The organism is Thalassospira sp. ABL2_045 (assembly GCF_056161285.1).
The window spans coordinates 862453-886716 of record NZ_JBSWYV010000001.1 but is presented as its reverse complement, the minus strand read 5'-3'; the positions used below and the strand labels follow the sequence as shown (position 1 = coordinate 886716).

23 protein-coding genes and 2 riboswitches are annotated in these 24264 nt (G+C 55.2%); of the genes, 7 read left to right on the top strand and 16 right to left on the bottom strand.

What is annotated here, in order from left to right; all coding sequences use genetic code 11:
* Positions 1 to 10: 10 nt before the first annotated feature.
* The 8 genes from ACXAIA_RS04015 to coxB all read right to left on the bottom strand — a co-directional run bounded on the left by ACXAIA_RS04015 (position 11) and on the right by coxB (position 6211).
* Positions 11 to 742: an SURF1 family protein gene (locus ACXAIA_RS04015; RefSeq protein ID WP_475348213.1), complete on the bottom strand. Its 732-nt coding sequence runs from the start codon at positions 740 to 742 to the stop codon at positions 11 to 13.
* 6 nt (positions 743 to 748) lie between these two features.
* Positions 749 to 1036, bottom strand: a complete 288-nt coding sequence (locus tag ACXAIA_RS04010; RefSeq protein WP_363928341.1) for a DUF983 domain-containing protein — start codon at positions 1034 to 1036, stop codon at positions 749 to 751.
* A gap of 104 nt (positions 1037 to 1140) precedes the next feature.
* Positions 1141 to 1941, bottom strand: a complete 801-nt coding sequence (locus ACXAIA_RS04005) for a cytochrome c oxidase subunit 3 (protein WP_114097826.1) — start codon at positions 1939 to 1941, stop codon at positions 1141 to 1143.
* An 85-nt stretch (positions 1942 to 2026) separates the two neighbouring features.
* On the bottom strand, positions 2027 to 2617 hold the full coding sequence (locus ACXAIA_RS04000; protein WP_475348212.1) for a cytochrome c oxidase assembly protein: 591 nt from the start codon (positions 2615 to 2617) through the stop codon (positions 2027 to 2029).
* A 6-nt stretch (positions 2618 to 2623) separates the two neighbouring features.
* Entirely contained in the window at positions 2624 to 2764 is a 141-nt protein-coding gene (locus tag ACXAIA_RS03995; protein WP_475348211.1) for a hypothetical protein, read from the bottom strand.
* On the bottom strand, positions 2761 to 3687 hold the full coding sequence (gene cyoE, locus ACXAIA_RS03990; protein ID WP_475348210.1) for a heme o synthase: 927 nt from the start codon (positions 3685 to 3687) through the stop codon (positions 2761 to 2763). Before cyoE ends, ACXAIA_RS03995 begins: the two co-directional genes overlap by 4 nt.
* 80 nt (positions 3688 to 3767) lie before the next feature.
* Positions 3768 to 5351, bottom strand: coding sequence for a cytochrome c oxidase subunit I (gene ctaD / locus ACXAIA_RS03985; protein WP_475346923.1), 1584 nt, complete (start codon positions 5349 to 5351; stop codon positions 3768 to 3770).
* A gap of 11 nt (positions 5352 to 5362) precedes the next feature.
* Positions 5363 to 6211: a cytochrome c oxidase subunit II gene (coxB, locus tag ACXAIA_RS03980; protein ID WP_475346922.1), complete on the bottom strand. Its 849-nt coding sequence runs from the start codon at positions 6209 to 6211 to the stop codon at positions 5363 to 5365.
* A gap of 790 nt (positions 6212 to 7001) precedes the next feature.
* On the opposite strand from coxB, the gene ACXAIA_RS03975 reads away from it, so the two are divergent.
* The gene (locus tag ACXAIA_RS03975; RefSeq protein ID WP_475348209.1) at positions 7002 to 7826 is read left to right on the top strand and encodes a hypothetical protein; all 825 of its coding nucleotides are present in this window, start codon (positions 7002 to 7004) and stop codon (positions 7824 to 7826) included.
* A gap of 86 nt (positions 7827 to 7912) precedes the next feature.
* On the opposite strand, the gene ACXAIA_RS03970 is transcribed toward ACXAIA_RS03975, so the two are convergent.
* Positions 7913 to 8491 (bottom strand): YqgE/AlgH family protein, encoded by a 579-nt coding sequence (locus ACXAIA_RS03970; protein ID WP_475346920.1) that lies wholly within the window; start codon positions 8489 to 8491, stop codon positions 7913 to 7915.
* Between the two features lie 318 nt (positions 8492 to 8809).
* On the opposite strand from ACXAIA_RS03970, the gene ACXAIA_RS03965 reads away from it, so the two are divergent.
* Positions 8810 to 11023, top strand: a complete 2214-nt coding sequence (locus ACXAIA_RS03965; RefSeq protein WP_475348208.1) for a protein-disulfide reductase DsbD family protein — start codon at positions 8810 to 8812, stop codon at positions 11021 to 11023.
* Positions 11024 to 11239: 216 nt separating this feature from the next.
* A complete protein-coding gene (locus tag ACXAIA_RS03960; protein ID WP_475346918.1) occupies positions 11240 to 11719 on the top strand; it encodes a redoxin family protein in 480 nt (159 codons plus the stop codon).
* Positions 11720 to 11814: 95 nt separating this feature from the next.
* On the opposite strand, the gene ACXAIA_RS03955 is transcribed toward ACXAIA_RS03960, so the two are convergent.
* The 7 genes from ACXAIA_RS03955 to ACXAIA_RS03925 all read right to left on the bottom strand — a co-directional run bounded on the left by ACXAIA_RS03955 (position 11815) and on the right by ACXAIA_RS03925 (position 18885).
* Positions 11815 to 12219 carry a hypothetical protein gene (locus ACXAIA_RS03955; protein ID WP_475348207.1) on the bottom strand — a complete coding sequence of 135 codons (405 nt, stop codon included), beginning with the start codon at positions 12217 to 12219 and terminating at the stop codon, positions 11815 to 11817.
* Positions 12220 to 12430: 211 nt separating this feature from the next.
* A complete protein-coding gene (locus ACXAIA_RS03950) occupies positions 12431 to 13351 on the bottom strand; it encodes a protein phosphatase CheZ (RefSeq protein ID WP_475348206.1) in 921 nt (306 codons plus the stop codon).
* A gap of 202 nt (positions 13352 to 13553) precedes the next feature.
* Positions 13554 to 15050: an aminomethyl-transferring glycine dehydrogenase subunit GcvPB gene (gene gcvPB, locus ACXAIA_RS03945; RefSeq protein WP_475348205.1), complete on the bottom strand. Its 1497-nt coding sequence runs from the start codon at positions 15048 to 15050 to the stop codon at positions 13554 to 13556.
* Complete coding sequence (gene gcvPA / locus ACXAIA_RS03940; RefSeq protein WP_475348204.1) at positions 15047 to 16402, bottom strand: aminomethyl-transferring glycine dehydrogenase subunit GcvPA; 1356 nt, start codon at positions 16400 to 16402, stop codon at positions 15047 to 15049. Before gcvPA ends, gcvPB begins: the two co-directional genes overlap by 4 nt.
* 2 nt (positions 16403 to 16404) lie before the next feature.
* Positions 16405 to 16776 (bottom strand): glycine cleavage system protein GcvH, encoded by a 372-nt coding sequence (gene gcvH / locus ACXAIA_RS03935; RefSeq protein WP_475348203.1) that lies wholly within the window; start codon positions 16774 to 16776, stop codon positions 16405 to 16407.
* Between the two features lie 68 nt (positions 16777 to 16844).
* Positions 16845 to 17987: a glycine cleavage system aminomethyltransferase GcvT gene (gene gcvT, locus ACXAIA_RS03930; RefSeq protein WP_475348202.1), complete on the bottom strand. Its 1143-nt coding sequence runs from the start codon at positions 17985 to 17987 to the stop codon at positions 16845 to 16847.
* Positions 17988 to 18015: 28 nt separating this feature from the next.
* Positions 18016 to 18123, bottom strand: a riboswitch (glycine riboswitch).
* A 3-nt stretch (positions 18124 to 18126) separates the two neighbouring features.
* Positions 18127 to 18224, bottom strand: a riboswitch (glycine riboswitch).
* A gap of 103 nt (positions 18225 to 18327) precedes the next feature.
* The gene (locus tag ACXAIA_RS03925; RefSeq protein WP_475348201.1) at positions 18328 to 18885 is read right to left on the bottom strand and encodes a hypothetical protein; all 558 of its coding nucleotides are present in this window, start codon (positions 18883 to 18885) and stop codon (positions 18328 to 18330) included.
* 258 nt (positions 18886 to 19143) lie between these two features.
* On the opposite strand from ACXAIA_RS03925, the gene ispH reads away from it, so the two are divergent.
* From ispH to ACXAIA_RS03905, 4 genes are all read left to right on the top strand, one after another.
* A complete protein-coding gene (gene ispH, locus ACXAIA_RS03920) occupies positions 19144 to 20091 on the top strand; it encodes a 4-hydroxy-3-methylbut-2-enyl diphosphate reductase (RefSeq protein WP_475348200.1) in 948 nt (315 codons plus the stop codon).
* Positions 20092 to 20126: 35 nt separating this feature from the next.
* Positions 20127 to 21095, top strand: coding sequence for a homoserine kinase (locus tag ACXAIA_RS03915; RefSeq protein WP_475348199.1), 969 nt, complete (start codon positions 20127 to 20129; stop codon positions 21093 to 21095).
* 25 nt (positions 21096 to 21120) lie between these two features.
* The gene (rnhA, locus tag ACXAIA_RS03910) at positions 21121 to 21570 is read left to right on the top strand and encodes a ribonuclease HI (protein WP_475348198.1); all 450 of its coding nucleotides are present in this window, start codon (positions 21121 to 21123) and stop codon (positions 21568 to 21570) included.
* A gap of 268 nt (positions 21571 to 21838) precedes the next feature.
* Positions 21839 to 24199 (top strand): putative bifunctional diguanylate cyclase/phosphodiesterase, encoded by a 2361-nt coding sequence (locus ACXAIA_RS03905; RefSeq protein ID WP_475348197.1) that lies wholly within the window; start codon positions 21839 to 21841, stop codon positions 24197 to 24199.
* Positions 24200 to 24264 lie beyond the last annotated feature (65 nt).

Below are 24264 nucleotides of genomic sequence, written 5' to 3'. Positions count from 1 at the left end.
GGACGGTTGCTCAGGCCTGGCTGTCAGTTTCCTTATCGCCGGATGGACGGCGATGGTACAGAACAAACATCACGATCAGGGTAAGTGCCAGGCTATACCAGGTGATGGCGTATTCCAGATGGTTGTTGGGCAATTCAACCTTTGCCTGCCCGCCAATCGGCAAGCCGCCCGGGACCTCTGTATCATCCAGTTCCAGATAATAGGGACTTGCAAGCTCCGCCCCGGTATCTTCGGCCATGTGATCAACATCGACATAGAACCACTGGTTCTTCAATGGGTCGTTTTCCGGCTGCGCCCAGTGCTTTTCCCTCGGAAGGCGCAAAACACCCGAGACGCGAACCGGCCCCTCAATCAGGCTTTCGGGGCGCGTTTCTGGGGCGCGGTAATCCTGTGGTACCCAGCCACGATTGACCAGAATGATGCGGCCGTCTTCCTGTTCAAGCGGAGTGATCAGCTGAAAGCCGACATTGCCACGCCGGGTGCGCGCCATCAGATACTTTTCCTGATCGTTCAGATAGGTTCCTTCGGCATAGGCCGCCCGGAACGCCATATCAGGATCAAGGGTGGTGTCGGTCGGCACCGCAATCGGGGCCATTTGCGCCTGTGCCTGGCGGCTTTCGATGATGCCTTGTTTCCAGAACAGCCTGTCCACCTGCCAGGAACCCAGCGCCAACAAGATGATCAGAGACAGTCCGGCGGAAATTTTCATCGCCAGACTGGGACGCGTTTTAAGAAGAGGCATGAAAGGTCAGTCCTGTTCGGATGTCGATCGGTGACGATATTGAAGGGCCACCATGATGCCTTTGAGCGGCCTTAGCAAGACCAAGGTCACGCCAAGAATGACAGGCCCCCAGACAACCGCGTGAAGCCACAAAGGCGGCATATAGGTCATCTCGACCCAAAGCGCCATCGGCACCACCAGAAATCCCAAAATAAAAATGATGAAAACGGCCGGACCATCACCGGAATCATGGCCGCGCAAATCCAGTCCGCAAACCTCGCAGGTTTCGCGCACAGTCAAATAGCCTGAAAACAACTTTCCCCCACCGCAGCGGGGGCATTTGCATGCCAGCCCGGTACGAATGGGGGAAAGGTTTGGATAGTAATCATCCATGTTCTGAACCGTCTCCGGCGGGTGGCTTATTCGCCACCCCAGATGTAAACGGCAAAGAACAGGAACAGCCAGACAACGTCAACGAAGTGCCAGTACCAAGCTGCAGCTTCGAGACCGAAATGATGGTCCTGTTTGAAGCCGTCCTTCATGGCGCGTACAAGGCAAACCGCTAGGAACACCGTCCCGACAAACACGTGGAAGCCGTGGAAACCGGTCGCCATGTAGAAGGTCGAGGAATAGATGTTGTCAGAGAAGCCAAATGCCGCGTGGCTGTACTCATATGCCTGCAGGAACAGGAAGATGACGCCAAGACCAACAGTCAGTGCCAGCCCCTGAACAAGGTCCTTTTTCTTGCCTTCCAGAATACCATGATGCGCCCAGGTAAGGGTGCAACCCGACAGCAGCAGGATCAGGGTGTTGAGGAACGGCAGATCCCACGGATCAAGCACTTCGACGCCTGCCGGTGGCCATTCGGTCACGCCGGGGCTGAAGATCACAAACGCGTTGTGGAAGAATGCCCAGAAGAAGGCGACAAAGAACATCACCTCGGATGCGATGAACAGTGACATCCCATAGCGCAGGCCGATCTGAACGACCTTGTTATGATAGATGTGTGATTCGCTGATCACGTTGCTCCACCAACGGAACATCACGAACAGAATGCCCGCAATGCCCAGTGCGGCCAGCCAGAAATCAGCCGGCGCGCGGTCCGAATGCATGAACATGACCATGCCACCGGTGAACAGACCTGCCGACGCCGCAGCCACCAGCGGCCACGGGCTCGGGTCTACCAGGTGGAACGGATGCTTTTGTGCATGATCACTCATTCCTTGCCCCCCTCAATCCTTACAAAAGAAACTCTAAGTTCGCTTTGTTAAACAAAGACCGTCCAGCCCACGAAACCGTGTTCTGTCAGCCTCCCTGATCTTCGTTCCCGCCAACTGCTTCGACCGATGCCTCGGATTTGAAGAAGGTGTATGACAGGGTAATCGTCTTCACGTCCTGGGTATTGATGTCTTCGGCAATGGCAGGGTCAACATAGAAACTGACCGGCATGTCGACGCGCTCGCCCGGTTGAAGGGTTTGCTCGTCAAAACAGAAACACGCGATCTTGCTGAAATACTGCCCAGCTTTCAGTGGTGTCACATTGTAAACGGCCTGACCGGTGATCGGCTGGACCGCCATGTTTTCGGCAACGTAATGCGCCAGATTATCTTCACCCAGACGCACCGTGATTTCACGCTGTTCGGGTTTGAACTGCCACTGTAGGCCGGAATTCACATCGGCGTTAAAACGCACCTTGATGGTTTTTTCCGATACAGCGATCCCGGTATCTTTGCCCACCTGCGGGGTGCCGCCAAAACCGGTGACCTGACAGAACAGCTCATAAAGCGGTACAGAGGCATAGGACAGACCGATCATGCCGCCAACGACGACAACACAGCTCAGCAAAACGCGCTTGTTGCGCGCCTTGATATTATCTGTGTGTTTCTGATCAGCCATGGTTTCCTAGCTCATCTTCAAAATGGTTATCGCAAAGAACAGGACAATCAGACTGGTCAGGATGACCAGAAACGCCCAATTCTTCTTCTTGCGCTTGGCATAGAACGCTTCGAGTTCCGCCTTGTTCATTTTGGGCTGCTCAGTCATGCGATCAACCCGCCAAGCCAGACATCTGCAACCATCGCCCCGAACAGGACAAACAGATACAGAATGGAATATCCAAACATCTTGTGCGGCGCGCGTTCTTCGGCATTGCGCAAAACACGAACTGCGTGGCGCAGGAACCAAAGCCCGGTCAGAGCCGCCGTCACGCCATAAAACACATCAAGCAATCCGGTCGCGACCGGAACCAACGTCACCGGCAACAACAGAAGCGTATAAATCAGCATCTGCTTCTTCGTTGCGGCCTCGCCGGCAACGACGGGCATCATCGGAACCCCGACCTTGGCATAGTCGCCACAGCGAAACAGCGCCAGCGCCCAGAAATGCGGCGGTGTCCACATAAAGATAATCATGAACAGCGCGATCGAATTAAGATCAACCCCGCCTGTCACCGACGCCCAGCCGATCATCGGGGGAAAGGCCCCGGCGGCACCGCCAATGACGATATTCTGTGGTGTGCTGCGCTTGAGCCACATGGTGTAAATGAACACGTAGAACGCGATCGACACCGCCAGCAAAGCCGCAGCCGCAATATTGATGGCAACCGCCATCACGGTTACCGAAACAATCGACAACGCAATGCCAAGCGACAATGCCTCGTCCGCAGGAACCCGTCCGGCCGGGATCGGTCGGCTCTGGGTGCGTTTCATGTGGATATCGATATCGCGATCGTACCACATGTTAATCGATGCAGCCGCGCCACTGGCGACGGCGATACAGGCGATTGCCACGAGTCCAAGGAACGGATGGATTGTTCCCGGGGCAATCAACAGACCCACGGCACCGGTGAAAACCACAAGGGTCATCACGCCGGGTTTGAGCAATGCAATATAGTCGCGCACGTCCGAAACCGGCAGGGTGACTACGTTTTCGAGTGCTAGGGTCTGGTCGGCAACCTGCTTGGTCATTTGAACTCTGGTCTTCTCTTTTGGGGCGGTAGGATGTCCCCCGCAAACCGGGGTCTGCGGGGGACTTAAACCAGTGTCACTTACTTGATACGCGGCAGTTCGTCAAAGGTATGGAACGGCGGCGGAGAGCTCACAGTCCATTCCAGCGTATCGGCACCTTCCCCGTACGGGTTTGCCTCGGCCTTCTTGCCACGGATGAAGGCATGCGCCACCACACCGATAAAGAAGATGGTTGCCGCAAACGAGATATAGGCACCATAGGACGAAACCATGTTCCAGCCCGCGAACGCATCCGGATAGTCGGCATAACGACGCGGCATGCCAGCAAGTCCGAGGAAGTGCTGCGGGAAGAAGGTCAGGTTGACGCCGATGAAGAACAGCCAGAAGTGGATCTTCGCACCGAGATCGGAAATCTCGTAACCCGACATTTTGCTGAACCAGTAATAGAAACCGGCAAATATCGAGAAGACCGCACCAAGCGACAGCACATAGTGGAAGTGCGCCACAACGAAGTAGGTGTCATGCAGCGGCAGATCCATGCCCGAGTTGGCCAGCATCACACCTGTCACACCGCCCACAGTGAACAGGAAGATGAAGCCGATCGCCCAAAGCATCGGAGCACGCAAGGTGATCGAGCCACCCCACATGGTCGCAATCCACGAGAAGATTTTAACCCCGGTCGGCACCGCAATCACCATCGTCGCCGCGGTGAAGTATGCACGGGTATCAACATCCATGCCCACCGTGTACATGTGGTGCGCCCACACGATGAAGCCGACAACACCGATTGCCACCATCGCATAGGCCATCCCGAGATAGCCGAAGACCGGCTTGCGCGAGAAGGTCGAGATGATGTGACTGATGATGCCAAAGCCCGGCAGGATCATGATGTACACTTCCGGATGCCCGAAGAACCAGAACAGGTGCTGATACAGGATCGGGTCACCACCGCCAGCCGGATTGAAGAAGTCCGTGCCAAAGTTACGGTCGGTCAGAAGCATGGTAATCGCGCCACCAAGAACCGGCACCGCCAGCAGCAGCAGGAATGCTGTGACCAGCATCGACCATGCAAACAGCGGCATCTTGTGCAGGGTCATGCCCGGCGCACGCATGTTGAAAATGGTGGTAATGAAGTTCACCGCACCAAGGATCGAGCTGGCACCGGCAAGGTGCAGCGCAAAGATCGCAAGGTCGACAGAGGCATCAGGATGCCCCAGCACGCCCGAAAGCGGCGGATAAACCGTCCAGCCGGTCCCTGCACCACTGCCCACCACGGCTGAGAGCATCAGCAGAAGGAAGGCCGGCACGATCAGCCAGAAGGAAATGTTGTTCAAACGCGGGAACGCCATATCCGGCGCGCCAATCATGATCGGAACAAACCAGTTGCCGAAACCGCCAATCATGGCGGGCATGACAACAAAGAAGACCATGATCATGCCGTGTGCGGTCACGAGCACGTTGAAGAAATGGTGATCTTCAATGATCTGCGTGCCCGGCTGTGCCAGTTCCATACGGAACCAGACCGAAAACGCGCCACCGATCAAACCGGCGATCACAGAGAAGATAAGATAAAGCGTCCCGATATCTTTGTGGTTGGTCGACAGGAACCAACGGGTAAAGAAGCCCGGGGTATGATCGTGATCATGTGTGTCAGCGTGAGCCATCAGTCTCTCCCTCACTCTGCCGATGCCACTGATACCGCAGACGGCAGATCAGCAGATGCGAACTCTTCTTGGGCCTTGGCTACCCAGGCCTCGTATTCTTCCATGGTAACAGCTTTGACTGCGATCGGCATATAGGCGTGGTTCACGCCGCACAGCTCAGAGCACTGCCCATAGAATGTCGTACCGGCATACTCGCCTGGAATGCGGGTCCAGGTTTCATTGAGACGGCCAGGAACGGCATCAAGTTTGATGAACAGCGAAGGCATGGCCCAGTTATGGATCACGTCGTCAGACGTCATGATCAGGCGAATGTTCTGGTCCACCGGCAGGACAACGGGATTGTCCACATCCAGAAGGCGGTTCATGCCCTCTGCAACGGCGGTTTCTTCATCGATCATCAAGGAATCAAACGTGAAGTTGCCGTTATCCGGATATTCGTAGGTCCAGTACCACTGCTTGCCAATGATCTTGAGCGTAAGATCGGCATCCTCGACACGGTCTGCGAAATACAGCAGGCGGAAGGACGGGATTGCAATCACAAGGAGGATCAGTACCGGAACAACCGTCCAGACCACTTCAAGAAGGGTGTGGTGGGTCGTTTTCGACGGTACGGGGTTGCGTTTCGCGCTGAAGCGGAAAAGAACATACAGCAGCAAAAGCAGGACGATCACGGTAATGATCGTCATCAACCAGATCAGTAGATTAAAGAATTTCTGGCCTTCAACAGCCACCGGTGAAACCGGATCCTGCAGCCCAAGCTGCCACGGCTCGGGCTGACCAACAGCAAGTGCTGCACTGTCAAACCCGGTAATAACCGCCAATCCCAACAACAGGATGGGAAATAGCTTCTTGATCGACATGCGAATCTGCCCCCTCGCATTACATCTCAAGGCGATATGCCTCACTCTTCCCCACCTCCGTCTCTTTGAACTGACCGGTTTTCAAGGTTCCTTCTTGGAAGCTTTCCACCATATCAACCAAAGATTAAAAATTGACGGACCGGAGCATTTCCTCTGACATATCTTATTCTTAAATAGCCTGCACATGAAAGTACATTGGTAACGCAGGCAAATAGCGTATCTTCGGCACCTGTTCCAGAAAAAACCTCGCTGCGTTGCACAAAAAATGTATTTGATAAGATATCAAATTAGCGCTCTGGTTTTAGCTGAAATCGTTCTAAACACCCACCCTTGGATAGAAAAACCGCCATTCCTTTCGGCCGGATTTTCCCATCGTCAAGTTTGCTGCTTTGCAATATATGCGCAAAAGACCTTAGAATCACTTCAACCAATGGCTAAAGCCGTTTCGTTGTAAAACGTACGGCGCTGAAGCGTCATCCGATCAACACAACGCTACGGCATCCTCGACGCCTTGCGATCCGGCCCGTTTTTCCGCCGAACACCGCACAAAAAACGGTTTTGCAAACGATTCGGCGCCTGAATTTGGCACCCAGTTATTTGCCAAAAGCAAAAATACGGACCGAACCCTTTAATTGGGCGGACTTTTCCCCAATATCACGGATAGAAATTCGGTTGGATATATCAGCTTTGCGGACTATTCTACCCACACGTATGCATTCCCGATGTTCCGTGCAAGACAGCCAGACAGGCCCTTGCCCGATGCAGACGGTACAAAGACAGAGGTTCGTCTATGGCACGCTCAGGAAGTAAAAGACTATTTACCGCAGAAATGCGGTTGCTCAACAAACTCGAAACCATGAGTGACATGGTCGCGCTGCCGACCGAAATGCCGACCGATCCGAATGGCGCTGCCGGTGGTCCCGATATTTCGAGCCTGCATACCGCGATCGAGGATCTCAAGCTTGAACTGCTTTCCGACATCCGCATGATGATCGAGGAACAGAAAAAGGCGAACAAGGCCGCCGTCCCGGACGATGATGAACAGGCCGATGCTCGCAATGAGCTCCGCCTGGTGAAAAACGAAGTCCGCGCGCTTGCCAATTCCATTCAGGAAACCAAAAAGGAAATCGCAGCCCTTTATACCGCGCCCGAAGATGACAGTGGCACGCGTATCAATATCGTGAAGGGTGAGCTTGATTCCGTCGTGGCCGCGACCGAAGACGCAACTGCCAACATCCTTGAAACCGTCGAGAAGATCGATGCGGTCGCCCATAACATTCGTTCCGCAGCACCAGACGACTATACGCAAGGGCTGGCCGACGACATTGTCGAGCTGGTGGTCAAGGTCTTTGAATCCTGTAACTTCCAGGATCTGACCGGACAGCGCATTACCAAAGTCGTCAACACCATGAAATATATCGAGGAACGCGTTACCCGCGTGATCGAGATTTGGGGCGAAGAGGACTTTGATGAATTCGACCTGCCGCCAGATCCCAAGGGCCTCGACAATCTGGACAAAACCGTCACCAAGGCACCGCAAAACGCCAACCGCGTTTCCCAAGATGAGGTTGACCAGATCTTCTCACAGGAAGAAATCGACGCGTTGTTCGATTGATCACATCGAACCTGTACAAAACACAAAAGCCTGCCGATCTGGCAGGCTTTTTCTTTGGGCCGGATACAGGACTTGGAATGCCGGGCTCAGGCGTGTCCAGCTTCGCCAGACAAAAGCTCCGGGGCAAAGCCAAGCCGCGAGAACGCCTGCTCCCACTTGTCTTCGCAATCGGTATCAAACAGAAGATCCGCATCGGCATCGACGTGAAGCCAGCCATTGGCAAGGATTTCACTTTCAAGTTGCCCACTGCGCCATCCGGCATAGCCAAGTGCCAAAATCCGGCTTTGCGGGCCTTCACCGACCGCAATCTGTTCAAGGACATCAACCGTGGCCGTTACCGACACACCGCGATCGACATGCAGGGTGGCTTCGTTCGAGAAATCGGTTGAATGCAACACAAAGCCACGGCTGCTTTCAACCGGGCCGCCGAAATGCACCTGAATGTCTTCGATGGTCGGTGCCGGGCGCGCAATGCCAAGCTGTTCAAGCAGTTCCGGGAAAGTAATGCTGTCGATCAGGCGGTTGATCACAAGCCCCATCGCACCATCTTTGTTGTGCGCACAGATATAGACCACACTTTGCGAAAAGCGCGGATCACGCATTCCCGGCATCGCGATCAAAAGCTTGCCGCCAAGATAATCGCCTGTGTCTATACCTTCACCCATATCGAAACTTTCTCTCCTGTTTCATAAAGCCTAGCGCGAATGCCCTTCCATTACCATCAAGAACCCCGGAAACCGCGATAATTTGTCGTTTGACATTTCTGCTTCCCATATAGGCCATGTAGGCAGCAAACCTGTCATGCGCCAATGAACGAGGTCGCATTTGCTCTGGATCATGCCAAGCCACACGACAGCTGTGTTAGTGATAGGACGTTCACATAGTCGTGGCTTGATTTGAACGCGGGCTCGAACTACGCCTGTTTTGTGCCACAAGTTTGGCCCACACTGCGCCAACCGCTTTTCGTGCTTAAGGAACAACACGTGCTTCGCCACCTGATCGTCCGCCTGACATGTATGTTTGCCCTCTGCCTTGCGACCATCGGCGCGACAACCGCTGCCATGGCGGCATCGGATATGGCAACCGACTGGATAGATGAGGATTTCACATCTGTTCGCCTGATCAGTGCGCAAACCGAAACCGGCGGCAAAGAAACACTGCGTCTCGGCCTTGAATATGAATTGCAGCCCGACTGGAAGATTTACTGGCGCAGTGCCGGTGATGCTGGTTTCCCGCCGCAACTGGACTGGACCGGGTCACAAAACGTTGGCGACGCAAACATACTGTGGCCTGCCCCGCATCGCTTTTCGATCTTTGGTCTGGAAACATTCGGCTACAAGGATCAGATCATCCTGCCGATTGATGTGACGATCCCTGATCTCGCACAGTCCGTATCGATCCGTCTCAATGTTGATTATCTGGTCTGTAGCGACATCTGCATTCCGGCAACGGCCAACTTCAATCTCGACATTCCGGCAGATGCCACTGACAGCACCGGCGCATCCATCACCAGCACCCATGCCCATCAGATCGAAAAATTTGTCTCGCGCGTGCCGCTTACGGGCAACGGTCTTCCCATCGATATCACAAGCCTGACCACCGCAAACTCCGGCGATCAGACCGGTCTGCGCCTTGGCATCCGCGGCCTTGATACTACTGGTGTCGCCATTGACGACATCATTATTGAAAGCGACCTTCGTGCGGGCTTTGGTCTGCCAAAACCTGCGGCCATCAACGACAACAGCGCCGATATCAAATATTTCGACATTGCTGTGATGGGATTGGCCGAAGACCAGTCGCTAAGCGACGAAGCCGTTACCGTCACGATCATTGCCGGTCCGCTATCCATCGAACAAGACCTGATCGTCGGCGCGGTCGACGCAGGCACGGTTACCACGGCATCCTCATCGGCCACGGGCGCAACCGCTGGCATGAGTTTCTGGATGATCGGCCTTTTTGCCCTCCTGGGTGGCTTGATCCTCAATGTCATGCCCTGTGTTTTGCCGGTCCTATCGATCAAGGTCATGTCGGCACTCAAGGCCCGCGAACAGGACATCAACCGGGTGCGCATCGGTTTTCTTGCCAGTGCGGCCGGGATCATCACATCCTTCTGGGTGATTGCTGCGGTTCTGGTTGGCATCAAACTGGCCGGGGGCACGATTGGCTGGGGCATTCAGTTCCAGCAGCCGCTTTTCCTGACGGTGATGACGATCATTCTTGCCCTGTTTGCGCTTAACATGTGGGGCCTGTTTGAGATTTCCGGCCCGGATCAGCTTGGCAACGCGGCCAATGATGCCATCACACGCAGCGAAAGCCACGGCCGCCATATCAGCAGCAACTTCCTGACCGGGATGTTTGCCACCTTGCTGGCCACCCCCTGCTCTGCCCCGTTCCTCGGCACGGCTGTCGGGTTTGCGCTGGCCGGAAGCGTGTTTGATATCTTCTGGATCTTCACGTTGCTTGGCATTGGTTTGGCCCTGCCCTATTTCGCCATCGCCATCCAGCCGCGCGTGGCCCATATCCTGCCCAAACCGGGGCGCTGGATGAATGGGGTCAAATTCGTTCTGGGTCTTGCCTTGGTCGGCACGGCCATCTGGCTGCTCGGCGTTTTGTCGGTCCAGATCGGCATGGGCGGTGCGATCGCGGTTGGGCTTGGCCTGATTGCGGGCGGTATTTTCATCTGGGTACGCAAGAGCACATCGAACCTCCGCCCACGCTTTGCCTTTACCGCCCTTGCCGTCGCGGGCTTTATGGTCGCCCTGTTTGCGCCAGGCTTTTCCAAGCCGCCATCATCACCCAGCACATCATCAGGCAACAGCACGCTTGCCTGGCAGACCTTTGCGCCGGAAACCATCGATACGCTTGTGGCTGATGGCAAGACCGTCGTGATTGATGTCACCGCAGAATGGTGTGTCACCTGTCAGGTCAACAAGAAGCTGGTGCTTGAAAAGCCTGATGTCAGCGCCGCACTTTCGCAGGACCGTGTCGTTCTGATGCAGGCCGACTGGACCCGCCCGGATCAACAGATTGCCGATTATCTGGCGTCCTATGGCCGCTTTGGTATTCCGTTCAACGCCGTGTTTGGCTCGGCGTCCCCCGAGGGCATCCTGCTTTCCGAATTGCTCAGCGTGGATGAGGTTCTTGGCGCGCTTGAGGATGCGAACGGATCAGCAAGCCTTGCCAGCTCGGCAGAGTGATCACATCTGATTGGGGATGCGTATTTTAACCATCCCGGTCTGCAGACAAGGCCTTCACGGGAACAAGTCCGAACATACTGACGTTAAACGTCAAGCAGATGACAGTTCTTAAAAACTCTGCGTGAATGCATTGAATGCCAAGCAGATTTGGTGTTTGATTCGGGCATGCGATCCAGCGCGCAGTCAACGGGATTGCGCCAAATAACGGAGATACCAATGACCATTTCGATCGGTTCTGAACTCCCGGAAGTTACCCTTTTCCGCGCAACCAGCGACGGCCCCGAAGCCGTCAACTCCAAGGAATTCTTCGCAGGACGCAAAGTTGTCCTGTTTGCGGTACCGGGTGCCTTTACCCCGACTTGCTCGGCAAAACATCTGCCGGGTTTTGTCGCCAAAGCCGATGAGATCAAAGCCAAAGGTGTCGACGAGATTGCCTGCCTGGCATCCAATGATGCCTTCGTGCTTCAGGCATGGGCAGATGCCGAAAACGCAGATAACGTCACCATGCTTTCGGATGGCGACCTTGCCTTTGTTGATGCGACCGGCCTTGAGCTTGATCTGACCGGGCGTGGTCTTGGCAAACGAGCCAACCGCTTTGCCATGATCGTCGAAGACGGCAAAGTCACCGATCTTGCCGTCGAAGAACCCGGCGCGTTTGACGTCTCAAGCGCCGAAGCGGTCATGGCCAAACTCTAAGGCCAGCCTACTTTTCAACATAAGTCAAAAGCGCTTAAAGCTCCGCAGCAACTGCGGAGCTTTTTGCATTCCAGATACATTGTCCGGCCACGTGATTAGCGCGGCAGCAGGACCGGTATCGGATCTTCCTTGCTGTCAAAATCGCATTCAAAGGTCGGGTTGGCATGTTTGGCAATGTAATGCACAACACCTTCCCGGAAGCTGCCCTTGATCGGCGACCAGCTCATATAAACGCCACCGCGGGCATCATATTCGCGAATGTCGGGATCACGCGCCAGCTCGGCAAAGCTGTGCCCAAGATCCTCTGTTGCGCCGGCAACAAGCCAGGACGGCTTCAAACCGCCATGCCACAGCAGATAAACACCACCCGTGCCATTCAGACCAAGCTCTGAAACGTCGTCGAGCATAAACAGTCGATAGTAATCCCCACGCGGGCTCTTTCGCCATTTGATATCTTGCGCCTTAGGCTGGCGAATAGCACCAAGAGACCAAAATCCCATACTAACCTCCAAGCACGCCAAAACACGTGCAACCGAATGTTACACGCATCCCAACTTAGCTTCTTATTCTTATAGGTAAGACTTTACCTTAACATATGTAAACGTTTGATTGACAAAAGACGCTGCACAAACGCCTGCCATTTCTCAAACGAAGAAGAGATAGCTAACGCTACTACCTTAAATCACAAGGTAAAACCAAGTATTTTTCGAGTTATTCGAACAACTTATCGATATCGTCCTGGCTGATACCCTCGCCATCAAGCTGCGGGCCGTTCAAAAGATCCGCATCTTCGGGCCGTGCTTCTTCCTCAACTTCGGGTATTGGCAGTTCGCTAAAGGCCTCTTCACCCCAGATCGAGATCATGTTGTGGACACGCTCCTCAACGAACTCAAGCGTGCTGACAACCTTGTTGATGCGCTGTCCGGTAATGTCCTGGAAGTTACAGGCTTCGAAAATCTTGGTGACGATAAAGGCAATCTGTTCGACGTGATCGGCGACAAAGTCACTTGGTGCCGAGTTTTTAAGCGTCATTGTCAGATCATCGATCTGCTCGGCAGATTCCAGAATGGTGTGGGTCGCCATCTCGGTATCCTTGACGATGGCATCAAGTTCCGAGGCAGCACTGACAAGACGGTCATCCTGCGCCTTGGGATGGCGCAACGAGGCAATCTGAACCTTGGCCTTGTGGATGTGCTCGTTCATTTCCTCGATCTGGGTGCGAATCAGTTCCAGATCATCGTGATCCGGCTCGGCAGCCCCCGGACGATTGGAATGCGTCGGGTTGCTTGTCACCGGGTCCGGCAAGGCATCCATAGGGGCATCATTTGATGCTTCTGGCGCTTCGAATGCACTTTCAGCGGCCGCTGGTGCAGCACCTGATGCCATTGCCTGACGCAATTGCGAAACTTCGCCACGCAGGGCGCGGATTTCATCAAGCACCGCCTGGGACATTCCGGCGTTATCGGTCTCACTCGTCGCTGCGGGCAGGGAAACTGGCATCGGTTCGCCTGCACCCATTCCACTTTCCAGCGTCGGGTCGAAAAAGGAATCCGACCAATCTTCAACCACACCGCCGATTCGTTCTTTAAGACGACGTTCGGCAGTGAATACTTTTTGCACGCGACGAGACATGACTGATTTCAAACCTCCGGAACGGACAGCAGTCCGACCTCTAAATCCCCAAACGCGTCTTTGATGACGTCGTTCATTACAATTCCGACAAGTATAAGGGTGCAGATTGCGACAAGTCCAATGGGTTTCAAGTCCAAGTCCTTGAAAAAGAACACCCCGGCCAGAGACCGGGGTGTTTCAAACAGCAAGGTTGCTTGGGTTATCAAGCTGTTTCAGGCTTCCAGCGCAAAACCGGCTTACGTGCAGCTGCCGTTTCATCAAGGCGTCTGCGCGGTGTCAGATACGGTGCATTCTTGAAGAATTCCGCATCACCCGACTCGGCCTTGGCAACAAGAGCCAGAATCGCATCGCAGAATTGGTCGATCGATTCCTTGGTTTCCGTCTCCGTCGGCTCGATCAGCAACGCACCATGCACGACCAGCGGGAAATACATCGTCATCGGGTGGAACCCTTCGTCGATGATTGCCTTGGCCAGATCCAGTGTCGATACACCGGTATCCCTCAGGAAGCTGTCATCAAACAGCGCTTCGTGCATGCAATAGCCCGGGAAGGCAACGCTGAGCTTGTCTTTGAGACGGGCCAGCAGATAGTTCGCATTGAGAACCGCATCACCTGATGCCTGACGCAGGCCATCCGCACCGTGGCTTTTCATATAGGTCAGCGCACGAATGAACATGCCCATCTGACCATGGAAACCTTTCAGACGCCCAAATGGCTGCATGCCATCGTCTTCGTCTGCAGTTTCGACCAGATGGAAACCGTCGCCCTTTTTGACGACATAGGGGATCGGGGCAAACGGGGCCAGTACGTCGGAAAAGACGACCGGTCCGGAACCCGGGCCACCACCGCCATGCGGGGTCGAGAAGGTCTTGTGCAGGTTGATATGCATCGCATCAATGCCAAGATCTGCCGGGCGTACGCGACCGACAATGGCGTTGAAGTTCGCACCATCGCAATAGAAATACCCGCCCGCTTCATGCACCAGATCGGCAATCTTGCGCACATCACGTTCAAACAGACCGCACGTGTTCGGGTTGGTCAGCATGATCCCCGCCACATCATCGCCAAGCTTGGCTTCGAATGCAGCCAGATCAACACGGCCATCCTCGGTTGCCGGGATCGAATCAACCGTAAAACCACAGGCGGCTGCCGTGGCCGGGTTGGTCCCGTGGGCAGATTCCGGCACCAGAACGCGACGACGGTTTTCACCGCGCGCATCAAGGGCCGCACGAATGGCCATCATGCCGCAAAGCTCACCCTGTGCGCCCGCTGCCGGGGACATGGAAACAGCCGGCATGCCGGTCAAAACCAGAAGCCAGTGCGCACAGCTGTTGATCAATTCCAGCGCGCCTTGAACGGTGCTTGCGGGCTGCATCGGATGCAGATCGGCAAGACCGGGCAGACGCGCGACCTTTTCATTCAGTCGCGGGTTATGCTTCATCGTGCACGAACCAAGCGGGAAGAAACCGGCATCAATGCCATAGTTCTTCTGCGACAGGCGCGTGAAATGACGCACGACTTGCGGCTCGGACAGGCCCGGAAGGCCAACGTCGCTGTCACGATCAAGACCGCCAAGACGGGTTTTCGTGCCTGCCGGTTCGGGCAGATCAACACCGGTGCGGCCGGGCTGGCCCTGTTCAAAGATCAGTTGTTCTTCAATAACAAGGCCGCGGTTGCCGGTATGGGTTGTAAAGGTCATGCCAGCGCCTCCTTCAATGCGGCCGCAAGGGCCGCGATATCCGCATCCGTGTTGGTTTCGGTCACTGCCACCAACAGGTAGTTATCCAGATCCGTTCGGTTCGGATACAGACGCGACAACGGCACACCCGCCAGAACACCCTTGGCAACCAGTGCCTCGACGACTTCAAAAGCAGGTTTGGTCAGCTTGACCGTGAACTCGTTAAAGAAGCTGTCATTGACCACCGATGACCCATCAACAGCATCAATCGCATCGGCTGTTTTGCAGGCATTTTCATGGTTCAAGGTTGCCAGACGGCGATAACCATCTTCGCCAAGCAGGCTCATATGCACCGTAAAGGCCAACGAACACAGACCGGAATTGGTACAGATGTTCGAGGTCGCCTTTTCACGACGGATATGCTGTTCACGGGTCGAAAGTGTCAGAACAAAGCCACGCTTGCCGTCCTGATCAACCGTCTCGCCACACAGACGACCGGGCATCTGACGCACCAGTTTCTGGGTGGTGGCAAACAGACCGACATACGGTCCACCATAGTTCAGCGCATTACCGATCGACTGGCCTTCACCGCAAACGATATCGGCCCCGAAGCTGCCCGGTGATTTGACCGCACCAAAGGCAACCGCCTCGGTAAAGACCACGACCAGAAGCGCCCCCTTGGCATGGCAAAGTTCAGCCAGTTTGGTGTGATCCTGAATACGACCAAACACATCCGGGTACTGCACAACCACACAAGCCGTCTGATCATCGATCAGATCGTCAAATTCTTCGGCCGTTGCCTGGTGCTCGGGATGCCCATCACGCCCGGCGACTTCGGTATCGCTGTACTGGCAATAGGTTTCCGTCACTTCGCGGTAATGCGGATGCAGACCACCGGACAGAACCGCCTTTTTACGACGGGTCGCGCGGCATGCCATCAGCACCGCCTCGGCACAGGACGTTGCACCATCCCACATCGAGGCATTGGCAACATTCATCCCGGTGATCGAGGCAACCTGGGTCTGGAATTCAAACAGATACTGCAACGTTCCCTGTGCGATTTCCGGCTGATACGGGGTATAGGCGGTCAGGAACTCACCGCGCTGGATCACGTAATCAACCGTGGCCGGCACATGGTGGCGATAGGCACCAGCCCCCAGGAAACTGGGCACGCTGGACGCCCCCATGTTTTTCCCGGCAAGGGCCAGCATATCGCGTTCGACCTGCATTTCGCCAAGGTGGGATGGCAATTCAACAGGCTTATCGAGCAACGCGCCGTCAGGCACATCACCGTAAAGTTCATCAACTGATGCAGCCCCGATGGTGTCAAGCATCGCAGCGCGATCAGCGCGTGTCAGTGGGAGATAGCGCATGCTTAAAGACCTTCGACGAAGTCTTTGTAGGCTGCCTCATCCATCAGCGCATCAAGCTGGGATTCATCAGCAAGGGACATTTTAAAGAACCAGCCTTCGGATTCCGGGGCTTCGTTGACCAGTGCCGGATTGGCATCAAGTTCTTCGTTGATTTCAACAATCTCACCATCAAGCGGGGCATAGACGTCGCTGGCGGCCTTGACCGATTCAACCACGGCTGCGTCGCCGTCCTTGGTCAGCTTTTTGCCAACTTCCGGCAGCTCGACATAAACAATGTCACCCAGCGACTGCTGCGCGTAATCGGTGATGCCAACGGTCGCAACACCATCTTCGAACTCGATCCACTCATGTTCTTGCGAAAATTTCTTTGTCATTTCCCTTTGTCCCTCTTGATCAATTCAATGCCAATGCGGCGTCGCCGCGCTCTCAAAATTTCGGATACTCAACCGCGGAAATAGCGATGCGGTGCAAACGGAAGTTCAACCACCTCGGCCGGGCGGGCCTTGCCGCGCACCATCAGGTCGATCTTGGTTCCCGGTTTGGAAAACTCGATCGCAACATAGCCCATTGCGATCGGACCATCGACGGTCGGGCCAAACCCGCCTGACGTGATCTCGCCAATCTCTTCGCCGTCTGCATTCAAAATCTGGGTATGTTCGCGGGCCGGGGCCTTGCCTTCGGGCTTGATGCCGACACGCTTGCGATCCGCACCATTTTCAAGCTGATCGAGGATCACGTCAGATCCCTTGAACCCGCCTTCGGCCCGGCGACGCTTGTTGATGATCCAGTTCAGATCACCTTCCACCGGGGTCGTGGTGGTGTCGATGTCATTGCCATACAGGCACAGACCGGCTTCCAGACGCAGCGAATCACGCGCGCCAAGGCCAATCGCCTCAACTTCGTCCTCGGCCAGCAATTTACGTGCAAGCGTTTCGGCATCCGCATTGGGCACCGAAATCTCATAACCGTCTTCACCGGTATAGCCTGAACGGGTCACAAAGCACGGGACGCCTGCGATCTCGATTTCGGCAAAGCTCATGAATTTCAGATCAGTAACCGCAGGCGCAAACCGTGCCAGCACCTTGGCCGCATCCGAGCCCTGCAGCGCCATCAGCGCGCGATCATCGATTTCTTCAAGGGATACGCCATCGCCAAGATTGGCGCGCATATGAACAATATCGTCATCCTTGCAAGCCGCATTGATCACCAGGAACAGGCTGTCACCCGCATTGGTAATCATCAGATCGTCAAGGATTGTGCCATCGTCCTGGGTGAATGCGGAATAACGCGTGCGACCGGGCTTGAGGATCGCAATATCACCGGGCACAAGCTTTTCAAGCTCTGCCACGCGGTTTTCGCCGGTCAGGCGCACCTGCCCCATATGCGAGACATCAAACAGGCCAGCCTTTGCACGGGTATGAAGATGTTCGCCCTTCACACCAAGCGGGTATTGAACCGGCATGGCATAGCCCGCAAACGGCACCATTTTGGCACCGAGTTCAACATGCAGGTCATAAAGGGCTGTTTTTAGCAGTTCGGTCTGTTGATCCACTCTTCCTTCTCCGGGACAATCGTTGCGAAACATAGCCGACCACTGGCCAACCACATTCCCCCTCTGTCTCGGAGCCTGAAAGAATCACAGCCAATGGCTAAACCGGTCTGCTTACATCTTCGGCGAGGTGCGTTTTGATCAGGCTGATCACAGCACCTGCTTTCCAGAGTCCCATCTCCGCGCGGTCCTGTTGCCTGAGAGTTTCCGGGGTGGTTGCTCCTTCGGCGTCCGCATATCCATAAGGACTGCGGCCTCTCCCACGGGGATCATTTGGGTGTGTTTCTATTGTACGGGTTTCCGCGCAAACCGACCAGCCCCTATTTTCCCAAAAGGGGCTATCGACCGGCCCGAAACGCCAAAACTTCCCGATAAATCAATCGGTTCCGAAGCGGCGATTATATTCCAGTTGCTCCGCGCTCAGCTGGAAACCGAGATAGATTTCATAATCCGGACCCGTCCAGACATCATCGAGCGGCACCGAAAGTGTCACCTGCTCATCGCGGATCCGCGCCATGTTCAGATTGTCGGCAAAGGCCATATTGATGTTGAACACCGACTTCTGGATGAAGTTGCCATTCGGGTCGCGGAGCGCAACGAAATATTCGAACTGCACAGTACGATTTTGCGCCGCCGGTCCAAGTTCGGCAGTGATGATCGGGCTGATGATGACATCAAGTTCCTTGTCATCCAGATCATAGCCGCAGTCACCGATATAACCGGTAAATTCCGCCTCAACGATCACATCGGTCAGATCGCGGCCACCGCCACTGAACTCGACCAGCTTCGCCGTATCCTTTGGCAGATAGGCGGCCGGGCAAACCGGTACGGGCTGTTCTTCGAACGGGTTTCCGCCGCCGCACGCACTTAGCAATCCGCCAAGCGAGACCATACCAAATGCAAAAACGCGCCGAAGTCCGTTACCGATTGTCATCCAAGCCTCTATCAAACCAAATGTTTTCAGGCCTGTGTCTTATCCGAACGGCCCGCGCGCAGTCTATTCCCTCACGGGTGTCGGCACAACCCGCTTCAACGGGTCGCGGGAATAGAAAAGGTCAAATTTCCGGCCACAACACGCGGCCCTTTTGCCGCAGAGTCATTGCACCACATGATCAGGCGGGTTATGTAACGACAATGTTTGAAAAATGCGTCGGGAACGCCCGCACGCGATTGGGAAAGCCGGACCTGTATCATGTCTGACAAAGCCAGCCTTCAGATCGTTCTCGCCAACCCGCGCGGTTTTTGCGCCGGGGTCGATCGCGCCATCGAGATCGTCGAAAAGGCGCTCGAAAAATATGGTGCGCCGGTCTATGTCCGCCACGAAATCGTCCATAACAAATTCGTGGTCAATCGCCTGCGAGACATGGGTGCGGTTTTTGTCGACGAACTCGATGCCGTTCCGGACGGGGTTCCGGTGATCTTTTCTGCCCATGGCGTACCGAAATCCGTGCCCGAGGCCGCCGAAACCCGCAAGCTTGAATATCTTGATGCGACCTGCCCGCTGGTCTCGAAAGTCCATCGCGGTGCCGAACGTCATCATGCAGATGGCAAGCATATCCTTCTGATTGGTCATGCCGGCCACCCTGAAGTGATCGGCACCATGGGCCAGTTGCCACTGGGCAGCATGACGCTTGTCGAAACCGAACAAGACGCCGAAACCATCAAAATTTCGGATCCGGACAATCTGGCCTTCGTGACCCAGACAACCTTGTCGCTTGATGACACCGCCAAGATCATCGAAATCCTGCAACGGCGCTTCCCGTCAATCTCGGTCCCGAAAAAAGAAGACATCTGCTACGCGACAACCAACCGTCAGCACGCGGTCAAACTGATCGCCGAAAAGGCCGATGCCATTCTGGTTCTGGGCGCGCCGAATTCCTCGAACTCCAATCGACTGGTCGAAGTCGCCAAGCGCGAAGGCTGCATGCGCTCTGTTCTGGTTGAACGCGCCAAGGAAATCGACTGGTCTGAGCTTGAAGGCATCAAAATCCTTGGCATCACGGCCGGCGCATCCGCCCCGGAAGTTCTGGTCGAAGAAGTTATCGATGCCTGCCGGGAACGCTATGATGTGACGGTCGAAACCATCACGCTCACCGACGAGAACGTCACTTTTAAACTACCGCGCCAGCTTGCCAGCTAACTGCTTACTTTCAGATCAGGACGACAATAAAGCCCATGGCCGTCTATACCGATGTTTCAGACGAGGATATCGCCCGTTTCGTTGCCGAATACGATATCGGTGAAGTGGTTTCTTTCAAGGGCATTGCCGAAGGTGTCGAAAACACCAACTTCCTGCTTCAGACCAGCATCGCGCCCTTTATCCTGACGCTCTATGAGAAGCGGGTAAACCCGGATGATCTGCCGTTTTACCTCGGCCTGATGGATCATCTGTCGGCCAAGGGACTGAACTGCCCGACCCCGATCCATGGCAAGGACGGCGTGGCACTTCGTGAACTCTGTGGTCGCCCGGCTGCCATCACCTCATTCCTGCAGGGCATGTCTCCGCGCCGTATTCAGCCGCACCACTGTGCCGGGCTTGGCGCAGCACTGGCCGAACTGCATACGGCCGGGTCGGATTTCGAAATGCATCTGCCCAACGCGCTAAGTGTCGCGGGCTGGCGCAATCTGTTTGAAAGCTGTCAAGAACACGCCAATGACGAGCTCCCCGGGCTGGGGGATCTGATCGCGGACGAGCTTGATTTTCTCGAAGCCAACTGGCCGCACGAATTGCCCAAGGGGGTTATTCATGCCGATCTGTTTCCCGACAATGTTTTCTTCTTCCCGGGCAAGGAAGAGGTATCTGGCCTGATTGACTTCTATTTCGCCTGTAATGATCTGTTTGGCTATGACATCGCGATTTGCATGAATGCCTGGTGCTTTGAACCCGACAACAGCTTTAACGTCACCAAGGCCAAGAACCTGCTGTCGCATTACAGCAAGGTGCGCCCGATCTCGGATGCCGAAAAGGCGGCCCTGCCGATTCTTGCCCGTGGTGCCAGCCTGCGCTTCCTGCTGACCCGCCTTTATGACTGGGTCAACACGCCGAAAGATGCGCTGGTCACGCCGAAAAACCCGCGTGAATACATCAACAAATTGCGCTTCCACCAACGTGTGGATAACGCAGCGGCCTATGGCCTTGATTAAGGCAGACGGTCAGGGACACCTCAACATGACTTCAGATAATGGCGGCGATAACCGCGTCGAGATTTACACAGACGGCGCATGCAGCGGCAATCCCGGCCCCGGTGGCTGGGGGGCGATTCTGCGCTTCAAGGGCGTTGAAAAGGAAATGTCGGGCGGTGATCCCGAAACCACCAACAATCGCATGGAAATGATGGCCGCCATCAGCGCGCTCGAGGCCCTTAAACGCCCGTGCGTGATCGATATTTACACCGACAGCAGCTATGTGCGCGACGGTATTACCAAGTGGATTTTCGGTTGGCAGAAACGCGGCTGGAAAACGGCGGATAAAAAGCCGGTAAAAAACGTGGAACTGTGGCAACGTTTGCTGCAAGCCCTTGAACCACATCAGGTTGAGTGGCACTGGGTCAAGGGTCATGCCGGACATCCAGAAAACGAAAGATGTGACGAACTCGCACGCCTTGCCGTTCCGCGGTAACGAAATTTTTGCAGATATTCACTATAAATGGTTGAAGCTGAATGACTTCGCCCCAAGATAGATAAGCTTGCGGGCGAGAGTTGTTTATTTGCTAAATTAACGAAATCGAACTTGCGTTTTCATTAAGTTGCGGTTTGACTTGAGACTAATTTAAGGGGAGTTGGCACCCATACGAACGTCGAGTACAGTATATTCGACTAGCCCAAAGTAGGTGCCAGGGAGAGAACGCTTGTCGCGCGGATCGTACGGGTTTTTACAACGAAAGTCCTTGAGCAGTCGGCTGCTGTTTATTGCATTGCCGCTTGTATCGCTGTTCTCGTTGGCGCTTTTCGTTGTCTTTGGCTATGTCAGCTACAAGGTGCTGCGCGATGATCTGAACGGCAAAGTCGAACAGACTGCCGATATTAACGCCCGCGTTCTGGCCACCCCATTCTGGTATCTTGACGTCGACAACATCGAATCAGCGCTCAACGCCATGTCGCGTGATCGTGACATTGTGGCCGTGCAGGCGCTTGGTGCCGACGGAACCGAATTCGCCCATACCGGCGTTTCGCAATCCGAACTGGCCGATACGCTGCGCCTGTCGCGCCGTGTCTATTTCGAACGCAACAATGTCCGTCACGACGTTGGCGAACTGGTCATCTACTTTACCGATGACCGCGTGCAGGACTTGCTGTTCCGCCGCATCGCCATCGACATGATCCTGTTCGGGCTGTTGATTTCGGTCGTGGCCGCCAGCCTTCTGATTGCCAACAAACGCTCGATCAAGGAACCGCTTAACCGTCTGCTGCATTCCATCCGAATGACCAAGCATGGCCGTCTGCGCCGTCCGGTGGAATGGAACAGCTCGGACGAACTTGGCCTTCTGATCCGCGAATACAATGAAATGGTTGCCCTGCAAGGGCAGGCACAGGAAGAAGCCCAGCGTAAGCAGGCCCTGCTCGAAGCCACCCTGCACAATATCGGCCAGGGCATCTGTCTGTTCGACCAGGACCTGAACCTGATGGTCTGGAACGAACGCTATATCGAACTGCTTAATCTGCCGCGCGATCTGGTCAAGGAAGGCACCCCGCTTTCCGATATCCTGCGCTATAACGGCGAGCGCGGCGAATATGGCGATGTCAGCATTCAGGCGCTGATTTCCGACCGTGTTGCGATTGCGCGCCGTCGTGAACCCTATCGCATGGAACGCACCCGCCCGAATGGCCGCGTCATTCAGGTCGATCACAACCCTATGCCGGGCGGCGGTTATGTTGCGACCTATACCGACATTACCGAACGTAAACAGACCGAAGCACGCATGCGCCACCTCGCGGTCCATGACGTTCTGACCAGCCTGCCGAACCGGACCCTGTTCCTGGATCGCCTGCGTCAGGCCTTGCTGTCCGCCCGTCGCTTCCAGCGCGGTGTAACGGTTCTGTTTGTCGACCTTGACCGCTTCAAGGACATCAACGATCACTTCGGCCATGATGTCGGTGACTTGATGATTCAGGAAATGGGGCAGCGTCTGTCGCGCATCATCCGCGATTCCGATACCGCCGCCCGTCTGGGGGGCGATGAATTCGCGATCATCCAGACGGATGTTCAAAACATCGAAGACACCATCGCCCTGGCCCAACGCATCATTGACGAGCTATCCCAGCCCTTCGATTGCCGTGGCATCCGCCTGCATTCGACCGCCAGTGTCGGCATCACGCTGTTCCCGGAAGACGGCGAAAACCCCGAACAGCTGGTCAAGAACGCCGATATGGCGATGTATGCCGCCAAGGCCGAAGGCCGCAACAATTACCGCTTCTTCCTGCCCTCCATGCATGAGCGGGTCAAGGAACGCAAAACCATCGAGGAAGATCTTCGCAACGCGCTCGAACAGGATCAGCTCGAACTTTACTATCAGCCGAAAATCGACTGCCGCACCGAACGCGTCGTTGGCGCGGAAGCACTTGTGCGCTGGCACCATCCGGAACGCGGCCTGATCCTGCCGGGCGAGTTTATTTCCGTGGCAGAGGAATGCGGTCTGATCAACCGGCTGGGTGCCTGGGTGCTTGAACGCGCCTGCAAACAGACGCAGGCCTGGCGTGAAACATCGCTTGCCGGCATGCGGATTGCCGTCAACCTGTCCCCGGCCCAGTTCCAGGACGCCGAACTGGTCGACAGTGTCACCAAGATCGTCAAGGACACCGCCCTGCCCGAAGGCACGCTGGAACTTGAGATCACCGAATCCATACTGATGAACAACCCGGAAAAAGCCGTCTCGACGCTCAAGGAGCTCAAGGAGCTGGGCGTTCTGATCGCGATTGATGATTTCGGTACGGGCTATTCGTCGCTGAACTATCTCAAACGCTTCCCGGTCACCTCGATCAAGATCGACCGTTCGTTTGTGAACGACATCCATGTCGATATGGATGACAAGGCAATCGTCGATGCAGTGATCGGCCTTGGCCACAGCCTCAACCTCGAAGTGGTTGCCGAGGGCGTGGAAGAAGTCGAACAGCTTGTCTATCTGCAGGAAAAGGGCTGCGACTTCATTCAGGGCTTCCTGTTTGCCAAACCGCTGCCGGCTTCAACCTTTGAAAGCTGGGTCAACGAACGTCACGGCATCCTGCAGGAACCGGCAACGGCGAAATCCTGATCGGCGAAACCGACCCCGAATACAAAACGGTCGCACCCAATGTTGGCGCGACCGTTTTTTATGGC